We start from the raw sequence: 12,425 nt of genomic DNA on the forward strand, positions 1-12,425 counted from the left end.
CGCGGCGGGTGGCGGGCCCCGCGCGGTTGCGCCACGCCCCCACCTCTGGTCCTGCGGGCGGCGCCCCCCCGGGGGGGGGGGGGGGGGGGGGCGGCCCCCCCCCCCCCCCCCCCCCCACGCCTGGCGTCCCGTGGCGGGACCGGACGAACCCGGTCAGGCCTTGGGGATCTCGATGTCGGGGACGACCTGGCCCGCGTTCACCTTGAACGCCCAGACGATGACCTGGGCCGGGTCCAGCTCGCCGTTGGACTCGAACTTGTAGGTCACACCGGTGGCGGCGCCGGTGCCGCTGTAGCTGTTGATGAAGGAGTTCAGGTCCGCCCGGCTCGACTTACCGGCCTTGATGCCCTCGAGCATGATCTTGGTGATGTCGAAGGACACGTCGGCGTAGGTGCCCGGGTCCACGTTGAACTTCGTCTTGTAGTCGGTGACGAAGCTGCCCTTGGCCTTGGTGGCCGGGGCGCACGGGCAGGTCAGGATCGTGCCCTCGGCGACCTGCTGGCCGGCGACCTTGATGAAGTTGGAGTCGTTGACGCCGTCACCGGCGATCATGGTGCCCTTCCAGCCCGCGCCCTTGAGCTGCTTGAGCAGCAGGCCGGCCTCGGTGTAGTAGCCACCGAAGAAGAGGGCGGTCGCGCCGCTGCTGGTGATCTTGGTGACCACGGCAGAGAAGTTGGTCTGCTTGACCTGGATCTTGTCGTAGCCGACCGGGGTGCCGATGACCTTCTTGACCTCGTCGGCCAGGCCGGCGCCGTATGCCGACTGGTCGTCGACGACGTACACCTTCTCGGCCTTCAGCACGTTCTTGATGTACCGACCGGCGGCCGGGCCCTGGGAGGTGTCGTTACCGACGCCGCGGTGGAAGACCTTCCAGTTCTTGGTGCTCAGGCTCGGACGGGTCGCCGACGGGGTGATGGTCGGCAGGCCGGCCGCGTCGAAGATCGGGTCCGCCACCTCGGACTCGCCCGAGAAGCCCGGGCCGATGATGCCGACGACCTTGCTGTCGCCGACCGCCTGCTGGGCCAGGGCCGGGGCCTTGGCCGGGTCACCCTGGGAGTCGTACTGCTCCAGCTTGACCTGGCAGTCCTTGTTCTCCGCGTTGTACTGCTCGATGGCCAGCTGGGTGCCGTTGCGCATGTGGATACCGAGACCCGCAGCGTCACCCGTCAGCGCGCCGAAGAAGCCGATCTTCAGGTCGCAGGCGGCCTTTCCGCCGCCCGCCTCACTGCCGCTGTCGGCCTTGCAGGCCGCGCCACTGAAAACGAGCGCGCCGATGGCCACGCCACCGAGCACCCGTGCGAGCTTCTGCCTCACGGCTCGTACCCTCCTCCGTCCGAAGGCCCGGAACCACCCACGACGAATTGGACCTTGCGGGGGCTGGCCGGACCGACCGCGATCCCGGTCTGGGCCGGGACGTTATCCCACCTGGGAGCGCGAAGGTAGACCTGCGAGACGGGGTTGACCTAACCGTTACGTTGAGTGGCCGGATTCACAGATGTGCTGTAACACACGCCTCCCGTCGAGGGGAAAATCGGACATCCGACACCGGACGGAAACACGCTGGTGGGAGCGTCAGCCGGGGCTCCACGGCCCGCGCGCCAGCCACACCCCGGCCCGGTCACCGTCGTCCACCAGCAGCACCACCGACTCCCCCGCCCCGGCCACCGCCACCGACCGGTCGGCCGCCGCCGGGACCCCGGCCGGCAGCACCACCGGAAACCACCGCCCGCCGTCCGGCGAGAACCAGCCGGCACCGGTCGCACCGCCGGCCACCACCGCGAACGCGCCGTCGGACCGCGCCGCCAGCCCCCACACCCGGCCCGGCCGGTCCGTCCCGGCGCCACCGAACGCGCCGCCCGGCCGCCAGCCGCCACCCTCCCCCAGCCAGGCGCCCAGGCCGTCGCCGCGCCGCCCCACCGCCACCGTCCGCTCGCCGACCCGGACCACCCGCTGCAGGTCCGCCCCGTCCGCCCCGCCGGAGAGCACCGCGCGCCGCCAGCTCCGCCCGTCCGCCGAGCTCCACACCGCCGGAGCCGATCCGGTACGCCCCGGCGGCAGCACCGAGCCCACCAGGAGCCAGCCCGACGGCACCGCCACGCCGTCCGCCGCCCAGGGCCGGCCCGCCGCGTCGGCGGCCAGCTCCGGCACCCCGCTGACCAGCCGGAAATCCGCCCCGTCCGGGGAGACCCAGGCGGCCGCCCCGGTGGCCCGGTTGCCCGAGATCAGCCACCCCCGCGGCCCGCCCACAAGGTGCCCGACGTTCACCGCGTCCTGGCCGCCGAACACCTCGAACTCCGCCGGCACCTCCACCAGCGAGCCGTCGACCACCTGCCGCCACGTGCTGATCCGCGGATTGCCGTGCACCCCACCCGTCTTGCCGCCCACCGCGGCCAGCCGGCCGTCCCGGCAGCCCGCCGCGGTCAGCAGATTCTCCACGCCGTACGCGGTGCGCGGCACCGGCCGCAGGGGTGTCCAGGTGACCGCGTCGGGGCTGCTCCAGGCCGCCGGCCGGGTGGCGCCGGCCGCGTCGATCACCGCGCCCACCACGAACCACCGGCCGTCACAGGCCGTGACGTCCCGCAGCGCCAACCGACCGGGAGCGCCCGGCGGCACGGGCAGGGTGACCGGCTGCCAGGCCGGCCGCACCGGCGCGGGGGTGGGCGGGGCCGCAGCCCGAGTCGAGCGGCAGCCGGCGAGCAGCACGACGAGCAGGCCGAGCACCGCCACGCCACGCCGCATGGCGGCGATCGTATCGACCGCAGCCGACGCGGGGAACCCGTCCGCGCCCCCGGCGCCCGACCGCGCCGGCCGGTGGGACGGCGGTCAGGAGGCGGGCTGCGCCACCTCGCCGCCGGCGGTCTCCGCGAGGATCCGCTCGGCGACCTCCTTCATGGTCATCCGGTGGTCCATCGCGGTGCGCTGGATCCACTTGAAAGCCTGCGGCTCGGTCATCCCGTACGTGGTCATCAGCGCGCCCTTGGCCCGCTCCACGGTCTTGCGGATCTCCAGCCGGTCGGTCAGGCCGGCGACCTCCGCCTCCAGCGCGGCGATCTCCGAGTAGCGGGACAGCGCGATCTCCACCGCCGGCACCAGGTCGCTCTTCTGAAACGGCTTGACCAGGTACGCCATCGCACCGGCCGCCCGCGCCCGCTCCACCAGGTCGCGCTGGCTGAACGCGGTCAGGATGATCACCGGGGCGATCCGCGCGCCGGCGATCCGCTCAGCCGCCGCCAGCCCGTCCATGATCGGCATCTTGATGTCGAGGATGACCAGGTCCGGCTTCAACTCCTCGGCGAGCTTGACGGCGGTCTCGCCGTCACCGGCCTCGCCGACCACCTCGTAGCCCTCTTCGACCAGCATCTCGGCCAGGTCCAGCCGGATGAGCGCCTCGTCCTCGGCGATCAGTACGCGCCTGCGCTCGGTCTCCGTCTCGGCCACGAGCCACTCCCACCAGTTCGACCCCGACACCCGCCCTGCCGGGTGTCGCCGCCCCTAGCCTAGTAGGTAACCTGTGCAGGCCGAGAAACTGAAGGCCCCTGTAGTCCAACGGCAGAGACGATGGTTTCAAAAGCCATAAAGTGTGGGTTCGAATCCCACCGGGGGCACCAAAATTGTCGTACGGGCGTTCGAAGATGAGCTCGTGCATCCACCCGAGATACGCGCCCGAGCACGGCACCTGTTCCTGTCTGGCGCCACGGTCGCCGAAGCGGCCCGCGGGGTCGGGCTCTCCTACCGCACGGTTTGGCACTGGTGCAAGGATCGGCCCGACCCGCTCATCCAGGGCACCGCTTTGCGCTGTTTCCGCTGTCTTAGCGACGTCGAGAATCCGACAGATCCCGCCGCCTACGTGTATCTGCTCGGCCTCTACCTGGGCGACGGACATCTCGTGACCACCGCACGGGTGCCGGTGCTGCGAGTCTCGTGCAGCAACAGGTGGCCGGACCTGATCGACGCCTGCGACAAGGCGATGCGCGCCGTGCTGGCAGAAAAGGTGCAGCGCGTTCAGCAGCAGGGCTGCGTCAATGTCCAGAGCTACGGCAAGCACTGGCCGTGCCTGTTCCCGCAACACGGTCCGGGCAAGAAGCACGAGCGCCGGATTGTCCTGGCCGAGTGGCAGCGCACGATCGTCGAGGCGCACCCCGGCGACTTCCTTCGCGGCCTCTTCCACTCCGACGGCTGCCGCTTCGCCAACCGGGTCACCGTCCGCGGTAAACGGTACGTCTACCCGCGCTACATGTTCACTAACGAGTCAACGGACATCATGGGCCTCTGCCAGTGGGCGCTGGACCTACTGCGCATCGCCTGGAAGATGAACCGCCGCAACTCGCTCTCTGTCGCGCGCCGCGACGCGGTGGCCGCGCTCGACAAGCACGTCGGCCCGAAGTCCTGACACGGGCCGGCCCTCGCCGTGACCGACCCGCGGCCGCCCAGCGACCGCCCGGGGTCAGAGCTCCGACAGCGCCTGCTCCAGGTCCGCCCGCAGGTCCTCCGGGTCCTCCAGTCCGACGGAGAGCCGCAGCAGCCCGCCGTCCGGCTTGGCGTCGCCCTCGACCGGCCGGTGGGTGAGCGAGGCGGGGTGCTGGATCAGGGTATCGACGCCGCCGAGGGAGACGGCGTGGGTGATCAGGCGACAGGCGCCGGCGACGGCGGCCGCGGCGGGGGCGCCGCCGCGTACCTCGAAGGCGAGCAGGCTGCCGGTGCCGGACAGTTGGCGGCCGACCAGCCCGGCGGGGTCGTACAGCGACGGGTGGTGGACCCGTTGGACGGCCGGGTGGCCGGCGAGCCAGGCGGCGAGCTTCTCGGCGCCGGCCTGTTGGGCGCGGACCCGCAGCGGCAGGGTCTGCAGGCCGCGGTGCAGCAGGTAGGCGCCGAGCGGGTGGAGGATCGCGCCGGTGACGGCGCGGACCTGGCGCAGTCGGGTGGCCCAGGCGGCGTCGCAGGCGACGGCGCCGGCGAGGACGTCGCCGTGGCCGCCGATGCTCTTGGTGGCGCTGTGCAGCACGAGGGCGGCGCCGTGCCGGGCGGGCTGCTGGAGCACCGGGGTGGCGACGGTGTTGTCGACGAGCAGTGGGGCGTCGCCGGCGGCGGCGGCGAGGGCGGCGATGTCGACGAGGTCGAGGGTGGGGTTCGCCGGGGTCTCGACGACGACCAGGGCGGTGTCGGGGCGGACGGCGTCGGCGACCTGGTCGGGTCGGGCCCAGGTGACGTCGGTGCCGAGCAGGCCGGTGGCGAGCACGTGGTCGGTGCCGCCGTAGAGGGGGCGGACGGCGACGACGTGGCGTTTCCCGTCGCGGGTGGCGGCGAGCAGGGTGGCGGTGAGGGCGGCCATGCCGCTGGCGAAGGCGACGGCCTCGGCGGTGCCTTCGAGTTCGGCGAGGGCGGTCTCGAAGCGGGCCACGGTGGGGTTCCAGAGCCGCTGGTAGACGGCGCTGGCGCCGGCCGGGAGGGTGCCGCCGGTGGCGAGGGCCTCGTAGGCGTCACCACCGCCCTCGACGGAGGGGAGCGGGTTGGTGGTGGAGAGGTCGATCGGTGGCACGTGGACGCCGAGACCGGCGAGGTCGTCGCGCCCGGCGTGCACGGCTCTGGTGTCCACGGCGGTCATGGCCGGAAGCGTCGAACATCAGGCGGCTATGAGGCAAGAGAGGCGAAGAAGATTCTACGCACGGGTCTTTCGGCATCGGGAGGTTCGGCGGATGATGCTGGCATGCCCCTCGCACCGAATGATGTGCGGCCGCCGTTCGCGGCCCTGGACGACATCGACCGCGCGATCCTGACCGAGTTGGCCGCGGACGGCCGGTTGCCGAACAATGCCCTGGCCGAGCGGGTGGGGGTGGCGCCGTCGACGTGTCTGACCCGGACCCGGGCGTTGCGGGAGTGCGGGGCGATCCGGGGTTTCCACGCGGAGGTGGATCCGGCGGCGGTGGGCCTGCCGTTGCAGGCGTTGGTGTCGGTGCGGTTGGCGGCGCACGAGCGGGCGGCGGTGGACGCGTTCCGGGCCCGGTCGGTGCGGCTGCCCGGGGTGGTGTCGGTGTTCCACGTCGCGGGCGCGGAGGACTACGTGCTGCACGTGCGGGCGGCGTCGGGGGACGCGTTGCGGGACTTCGTGCTGGATCACCTGGCGGTGGATCCGGCGGTGCAGCACACGCAGACGAGTCTGATCTTCGAGCAGGCGCGGGGCATGGGATAGCGCGCGGGCCTGCCGGGTGGTCGGCGGTATCGCCTCTCCTGGGTGATTTGAAAGCGACAAAGCTCCACATTCATGTCCTGTTCGGCAGGGTGCGACGGAGGGACGCCGGCAGTCGGGGTCACTGATCGCTGGAGGACAGCGGCATGTTCCGTCGGTTCACCGCAGCCGTGCGACGGCTGCCCGTCGTGCTCGTCGCCACGTGCGGCCTCGTTCTCGCCGCCGGAGGATCCGCCGGGCTGGGCGCGGGCGCGGGCCCGGGTCCGGTCGCGCACCGGGCCGACGGCGGCCCGGGCGGGGGTGAGTCGGTGGACCGGCGGGTGCGGGCGGCCATGGCGGACATGACGCTGGCGGAGAAGGTCGGCCAGATGTTCGTCTTCCAGGTCAACGGCGACACGGCCACGACGACGAATGCCGCCGATGTGGCGGCCAACCAGGCGCTCTACGGCAGCGATGTGCGTAACGGCGCGGAGCTGCTGGCGAAGTTCCACCCGGGCGGCATCATCTACTTCACGCAGACCAACAACCTGAACAACCCCCAGCAGGTGGCCCTGCTGTCGAACGGGCTGCAGCGGGCGGCGTTGGCCGACGACGGCGTGCCGGTGCAGATCAGCACCGACCAGGAGGGCGGTGTCGTCACCCGGATCCCGCCGCCGGCGGCGATCTCGCCGGGCAACATGGCGATCGGCGCGACGTTCGACCGCGGTCTGTCGTACTCGACGGCCGCCTCCACCGGCCGGCAGTTGCGGGCGATGGGGATCAACATGGACCACGCGCCGGTGGTCGACGTCAACACCAATCCCCGCAACACGGCGGACGGGACCCGGGCGTTCAGCGACCGCACCGCGACGGTGTCGGCGTTCGGCGCGGCGGCGGTCCTCGGATACCAGGAGAACCGGGTCGCCGCGACGGCCAAGCACTTCCCCGGGTTGGGCAGCGCGGAGGCCAATCCCGACACGGGCATCGCGGTCGTCGACGAGACGCGCGAGGAGATCCTGCGGACGGACATCCCGCCGTTCCGGGCGGCGATCGCCGCCGGGGTGAAGTCGATCATGCCGACGGCGGTGATCGTGCCCGCGCTGGACCCGTCCCGGACGCCGGCGATTATTTCCGAGCCGATCATCACCGGGCTGCTGCGCGACACGCTGGGCTACGACGGGGTCGTGGTCACCGACGCGCTGCGCGCCGACGCGCTGAAGGACATCCCGCAGGACCAGGTGATCCTCGGGGCCATCCGGGCCGGCAACGACGAGCTGCTGCTGCCGACGGACCCGCCGGCCGCGGTCGCCACCGTGCTGGGGGCGGTACGCGACGGCACGGTGAGCCGGGAGCGCATCGACCAGTCGGTGTACCGGATCCTGCGGATGAAGGTCGAGTTGGGGCTGTTCGACGACCCGTTCACCACCAGCGAGGCGGTCGACTCGAGGGTCGGCACCGCGGCCGACCAGCAGACCATGGCCGAGGCCGCGCGCCGCTCGATGACCCTGCTGCGCAACCGGGCCGGTGTGCTGCCGTTGCCGGCGAATTCCGGTGAGCACGTGCTGGTCACCGGCTGGGGCTTCAACGGGGTCCCGTCGCTGGCGGACAAGTTGTCGGCGAAGGGGCTGGTGGCGACGCCGATGTGGACCGGGTCGCCGGACGCGCAGACCATCGCGCAGGTGGTGGCGGCGGCGGGTGCGAGCGACGTCACGGTGGTGCTCACGAACGACGCCTGGGGCGACGTGACCCAGCAGAACCTGGTCCAGGCGCTGCTGGCGACGAACAAGCCGGTGGTGACGGTCGCCGTGGGTGGGCCGTACGACATCGCCTACTTCCCGTCCGCCCCCACCTTCCTGGCGGCGTACGGCTACCGGGACGTGTCCCTCGCCGCGATCGCGGACACCCTGGTCGGCACGGAGCCCACCGGCCGCCTGCCGGTCACCGTTCGTACGCCGGACGGCAGCAAGGTCCTCTATCCCTACGGGTCGGGCATGGGCTACCGGAGCACCGACTGAGGTAGCGGCCCGGGCGCCGCCCGGAACAAAAGGCGCGTCGGACGGGTTGGTCTGTGCTGTGATCGACGTACCGTTGTCTGTTCTTGATCTTGCCCCGGTCGCCGCCACCGGCAACGCCGGCGAGGCGCTGCGGCACACCACCGAGCTGGCCCGCCGGACCGAGGAGCTGGGCTACCGCCGGTTCTGGGTGGCCGAGCACCACAACATGCCGGCGATCGCCAGCTCCGCCCCGGCGGTGCTGCTCGCTCACCTGGCGGCGCACACCTCGACGATCCGGCTCGGCTCGGGTGGGGTGATGCTGCCCAACCACGCGCCGCTGGTGGTGGCCGAGCAGTTCGGCACCCTGGAGGCGCTGCACCCGGGCCGGATCGACCTGGGCATCGGCCGCGCGCCGGGCACCGACCAGGTGACCGCGCTGGCGCTGCGCCGCACCATGGAGGGGCTGTCGGCGGAGCACTTCCCCCGGGAGCTGGCCGACCTGATGAACTACTTCAGCGGGGCCGAACCTGGTCCGATCACCGCCACCCCGGGCCGGGGGCAGTCGCCGGCGGTGTGGCTGCTCGGGTCCAGCGGGTTCAGCGCCCAGCTCGCCGGCCTGCTGGGGCTGCCGTTCTCGTTCGCGCACCACTTCAGCGCGCAGAACACCCTGCCCGCGTTGCAGCTCTACCGGCAGAGCTTCCGGCCGTCGCAGTGGCTGGAGCGGCCGTACGCGATGGTGGCGGTCAACGCGGTCTGCGCGGAGACCGACGAGCGGGCGGAGTGGCTGGCCGGGCCGGCCGGGTTGTCGTTCCTGAAGCTGCGCTCGGGCCGGCCGGAACCCCTCGCCACGCCGGAGGAGGCGGCCGCCTACCCGTACTCGGAGCTGGAGCGGGAGTTCGTGGTCCAGCGGCGGGAGGGGCAGGCGACGGGCTCGCCGGAGACGGTGGCCCGGCAGCTGGGTGCGCTGCTGGAGCGCACCGGCGCGGACGAGCTGATGCTGACCACGATGGTGTACGACGTGGCCGACCGGGTCCGCTCGTTCGAGCTGATCGCCGAGCGGGTGGCCGGCGGCCTGCGCCGCTGAAACACGCTCTTCACAGCCACGTCACCGCCCCGTCGCGTGGGCCGCATAGCTTTGTCCCCGGTGGTGGTACGGCATTCCCGGTCGGGACGGGTCGGGAATGCCGCGGTGTGGTGCACCGGGTCGCCGGCGGAGCGGATTCCGCGGCCGGCGACCCGGTGCCTGCTTCCCGGGCGGACCGGCCCGGCGTCGGTGGCACGGGCCGGGTCCCGGTCAGCGCAGGTAGATGTCGGGGGCCGCCGGGGTGGTCATCCCGTCGCCCAGGTGGAAGCCGGGGTGCGGCGGCTGGTTGTAGGCGGTGTTCTGCCAGGCGATCGCCACCCGGTACTGCGGATCGTGCATGAGCGTCGGCAGACGCAGGGTGGTCGGCGTGGGCGTGCTGTAGATGCGCAGCGCGCTGCTGTCGGTGGTCCGCCAGATGACCTCCTCCCGCCAGTCGCCGAGGATGTCGCCGGAGAGCGCCGGGGTGGACTTGGTGCCGTTGTTGGCCGCCACGCCGCTGCCGGTCAGCAGTCGGGTGTCGCCGCCGGTGCCGTACTTGTCGATCTTCGTGGCGTCGAGCAGTTCGCGCACCGGGTCGCCGTCCCACCAGACGAGGAAGTTCTGCGACGACGGCTTGCGTCCGATGCTCTGCCCCCGGGTGTTGAGCAGGCCGTCGACGGCGGCGGACCAGGACTCGGCGCCGGGGCTGCCGGCCCAGACGTCGTCGGAGACGCCGCGGCCGTTGTCCCCGTTCGGCGCGGTCTGCCAGAGGATCTGGCCGGTGCGGGCGTCGGCCATCCAGGAGCTGGGCTTGCTGCCGTCCTCGTCGACCTTGAAGACCTCCAGGCCGGCCCGGGCCGGGTCGAGGTCGCCGACGTGCAGCGCGTCCCCGTGCCCGTTGCCGGTGGACCAGAGGATCCGGCCGGTGTCGTCGATGGCGACGGCGCCGTAGACGATCTCCTGCCGGCCGTCGTTGTCGACGTCGGCGACGGCGAGGTTGTGGTTGCCCTGGCCGGCGGCGGCGCCGTTGCCGGCGGCGTTGGAGTCGAAGGTCCAGCGCCTGGTGAGGGTGCCGTTGCGGAAGTCCCAGGCGGCGATGACCGCGCGGGTGTAGTAGCCGCGCGCCATGATCAGTGAGGGGCGCTGCCCGTCGAGGTACGCGGTGGCGGCCAGGAACCGGTCGACCCGGTTGCCGTAGGAGTCGCCCCAGGAGGAGACGGTGCCGCGCGGCGGGTCGTAGTCGACGGTGGAGAGGGCGGCGCCGGTGCGGCCGTCGAACATGGTCAGGTATTCGGGGCCGGAGAGCACGTAGCCGCTGGAGTTGCGGTGGTCGGCCGACGCGGAGCCGATCACCTGCCCGGTGCCGGAGCGGGTGCCGTCGGCGGTCTTCATGGCCACCTCGGCGTCCCCGTCGCCGTCGTAGTCGTACACCTGGAACTGGGTGTAGTGGGCGCCGGCGCGGATGTTGCGACCGAGGTCGATCCGCCACAGCCGGTTGCCGGTGAGGGTGTACGCGTCGACGTAGACGGTGCCGGTGTAGCCGCTCTGTGAGTTGTCCTTGCTGTTGGACGGGTCCCACTTGAGCACGATCTCGTAGCGGCCGTCGCCGTCGAGGTCACCGACGCTGGCGTCGTTGGCGGAGTAGGTGTACGCCTCCCCGGTCGGGGTGGTGCCGCCGGGCGGGGCCTGGATCGGCACGTCCAGGTAACCGTTGGGGAACTGCAGCGCGGGCGCGGACGCCGCCTGTTCGACGCCGTCGACCACCGGCCGCACCGTGTACGCCGTGCCCGCGGCGGCCCCGGTGTCAAGGTAGGTGGTGGCGCCGGTGATCGGGCTGGCGTTGACCTTCGTGGCGCCGCGGTAGAGGTTGAACGACACCCCGGCGGTCTCGGTGCCGAGCAGCCGCCAGGAGACCAGGTTCCCGCTGCCGGAGCGGACGCTGATCAGCCCCCGGTCGAGCTTCTCCATCTGCTTGGCACCGGCTGGCGGCGTGGTCGGCGGGGCGGCGGTCGGCGACGCCGAGGTGGGCGCGGCGCTGGTGGGGGTGGTGGCGCCCGTGCAGGTGGTGCCGTTGAGCGCGAAGCCGGTCGGCGCCGGGTTGCTGACGTCGTTCCAGGACGCGTTGAAGCCGAAGTTCGCGGTGCCGCCGGTGCCGAGGGCGGCGTTGTAGCCGGCGTCGCGGGCGGTGACCTGGGCGCCGGACTGGGTGACGGTGGCGTTCCACGCCTGGCCGACCTGCTGGCCCTCGGTGAAGGACCAGGTGAGGGTCCAGCCGGTCAGCGGGTCGCCGAGGTTGGTGACGGTGACGTCGGCGCCGAAGCCGCCGCCCCACTGGTTGGTGACCCGGTAGTCGACCCGGCAGCCGGCGGCGGCGGCCGAGGCGGTCACCGTGGTGAGGGCGCCGGCGACGAGGGCGGCCGCCGCGGCGGTGGCGAGCAGCGCGCCGCCGCGACGTGGGGTGATGGGGTGCACGAGGATGCCTTTCGCGGAGGTCGGGCACGCGACGCGAGGCCGGCCTGCCCGGACCGGCGGAAGGGGTACGTCGCGCTGACGGGACGCCAACTGATGGACGTCGGTGATTCGACTCCGCGCGGGAAAAGCGTAGGCCGACGCTTTCCCAGGGCACAACCGCTGGCCGCGGTGGATTCTCCCCCTGCTCGCCGCATGGGTGCCGACTGAAGCGGGTAGAAGGACATCACTACGTTGGGTGAGGTAAGGAGGCCGGCCATGCGGTCCAGGAAGGAAATCGACCATCGAGGGGTGGGGTGATCGTCGTGGCCGCGTTCACCACCCCCCGTGCGCCGTACGCCGTCCCGCCGATCCCCCGGGATTACGTGCGGTACCTGCGCAATCGGCTGCTGGAGGCCGAGGCCGGGCTGACCGCGATGACGGAGAAGTACGAGCGGACCAAGGCCCGGTTCGACCGCTGCTACGCACGCCGGGGCATCACGCCGGAGAGCGACATCGTCAACTACATCAACGCCAAGGGGATGAACCCGGAACTGAAGTTCTGGTACGCCAAGGTGGAGCACTTCCAGCGGGAGCTGGCCGCGTACGGGGCGGCCCTCACCGGGCTCGCGGCCGCCGATCAACTACTCGATCGGGACGACCGCCGGGCACCGGTGGAGGCCCAGCGGGCCCGCGGCGCCCGGCGTGGCCTGAGCCGCGCCGGCTGATCAGCCCTCCAGCGCGACGGTCAGTCGCC

10 protein-coding genes and 1 tRNA gene are annotated in these 12,425 nt (G+C 72.3%); 6 read left to right on the forward strand and 5 right to left on the reverse strand.

What is annotated here, in order from left to right:
• Nucleotides 1-153 precede the first annotated feature (153 nt).
• The 3 genes from ACWEVO_RS15190 to ACWEVO_RS15200 all read right to left on the reverse strand — a co-directional run bounded on the left by ACWEVO_RS15190 (nt 154) and on the right by ACWEVO_RS15200 (nt 3,438).
• Nucleotides 154-1,314 carry a branched-chain amino acid ABC transporter substrate-binding protein gene (locus tag ACWEVO_RS15190; RefSeq protein ID WP_452308136.1) on the reverse strand — a complete coding sequence of 387 codons (1,161 nt, stop codon included), beginning with the start codon at nt 1,312-1,314 and terminating at the stop codon, nt 154-156.
• Nucleotides 1,315-1,572: 258 nt separating this feature from the next.
• A complete protein-coding gene (locus ACWEVO_RS15195; protein WP_452308137.1) occupies nt 1,573-2,739 on the reverse strand; it encodes a hypothetical protein in 1,167 nt (388 codons plus the stop codon).
• An 84-nt stretch (nt 2,740-2,823) separates the two neighbouring features.
• Nucleotides 2,824-3,438 carry an ANTAR domain-containing response regulator gene (locus ACWEVO_RS15200; protein WP_123241985.1) on the reverse strand — a complete coding sequence of 205 codons (615 nt, stop codon included), beginning with the start codon at nt 3,436-3,438 and terminating at the stop codon, nt 2,824-2,826.
• Between the two features lie 94 nt (nt 3,439-3,532).
• Here ACWEVO_RS15200 and ACWEVO_RS15205 point away from each other — a divergent pair.
• Both ACWEVO_RS15205 and ACWEVO_RS15210 read left to right on the forward strand, forming a co-directional pair.
• Nucleotides 3,533-3,608, forward strand: a tRNA-Leu gene (locus ACWEVO_RS15205).
• Nucleotides 3,609-3,640: 32 nt separating this feature from the next.
• Nucleotides 3,641-4,390 (forward strand): terminase gpP N-terminus-related DNA-binding protein, encoded by a 750-nt coding sequence (locus tag ACWEVO_RS15210; protein ID WP_452308138.1) that lies wholly within the window; start codon nt 3,641-3,643, stop codon nt 4,388-4,390.
• 54 nt (nt 4,391-4,444) lie between these two features.
• On the opposite strand, the gene ACWEVO_RS15215 is transcribed toward ACWEVO_RS15210, so the two are convergent.
• Complete coding sequence (locus ACWEVO_RS15215) at nt 4,445-5,602, reverse strand: trans-sulfuration enzyme family protein (RefSeq protein WP_452308139.1); 1,158 nt, start codon at nt 5,600-5,602, stop codon at nt 4,445-4,447.
• A 102-nt stretch (nt 5,603-5,704) separates the two neighbouring features.
• Between ACWEVO_RS15215 and ACWEVO_RS15220 the strand changes: the two genes are divergently transcribed.
• The 3 genes from ACWEVO_RS15220 to ACWEVO_RS15230 all read left to right on the forward strand — a co-directional run bounded on the left by ACWEVO_RS15220 (nt 5,705) and on the right by ACWEVO_RS15230 (nt 9,241).
• Complete coding sequence (locus ACWEVO_RS15220; RefSeq protein ID WP_452308140.1) at nt 5,705-6,187, forward strand: Lrp/AsnC family transcriptional regulator; 483 nt, start codon at nt 5,705-5,707, stop codon at nt 6,185-6,187.
• Nucleotides 6,188-6,330: 143 nt separating this feature from the next.
• Nucleotides 6,331-8,178 carry a glycoside hydrolase family 3 protein gene (locus ACWEVO_RS15225; protein ID WP_452308141.1) on the forward strand — a complete coding sequence of 616 codons (1,848 nt, stop codon included), beginning with the start codon at nt 6,331-6,333 and terminating at the stop codon, nt 8,176-8,178.
• Between the two features lie 58 nt (nt 8,179-8,236).
• Complete coding sequence (locus ACWEVO_RS15230; RefSeq protein WP_452308142.1) at nt 8,237-9,241, forward strand: LLM class flavin-dependent oxidoreductase; 1,005 nt, start codon at nt 8,237-8,239, stop codon at nt 9,239-9,241.
• Between the two features lie 210 nt (nt 9,242-9,451).
• On the opposite strand, the gene ACWEVO_RS15235 is transcribed toward ACWEVO_RS15230, so the two are convergent.
• Nucleotides 9,452-11,692 carry a rhamnogalacturonan lyase family protein gene (locus ACWEVO_RS15235; protein WP_452308143.1) on the reverse strand — a complete coding sequence of 747 codons (2,241 nt, stop codon included), beginning with the start codon at nt 11,690-11,692 and terminating at the stop codon, nt 9,452-9,454.
• A gap of 302 nt (nt 11,693-11,994) precedes the next feature.
• Here ACWEVO_RS15235 and ACWEVO_RS15240 point away from each other — a divergent pair, with 302 nt between their 5' ends.
• Complete coding sequence (locus ACWEVO_RS15240) at nt 11,995-12,396, forward strand: hypothetical protein (RefSeq protein ID WP_452308144.1); 402 nt, start codon at nt 11,995-11,997, stop codon at nt 12,394-12,396.
• Nucleotides 12,397-12,425: the final 29 nt, after the last annotated feature.

This window comes from Micromonospora sp. NPDC003776, assembly GCF_053605645.1.

Excerpts from the sequence above, each read along its gene's own strand:
- ACWEVO_RS15225 (WP_452308141.1), top strand. The coding sequence starts at position 6,331 with ATGTTCCGTCGGTTCACCGCAGCCGTGCGACGGCTGCCCGTCGTGCTC.
- ACWEVO_RS15195 (WP_452308137.1), bottom strand. The coding sequence starts at position 2,739 with ATGCGGCGTGGCGTGGCGGTGCTCGGCCTGCTCGTCGTGCTGCTCGCC.
- ACWEVO_RS15215 (WP_452308139.1), bottom strand. The coding sequence starts at position 5,602 with ATGACCGCCGTGGACACCAGAGCCGTGCACGCCGGGCGCGACGACCTC.
- ACWEVO_RS15220 (WP_452308140.1), top strand. The coding sequence starts at position 5,705 with ATGCCCCTCGCACCGAATGATGTGCGGCCGCCGTTCGCGGCCCTGGAC.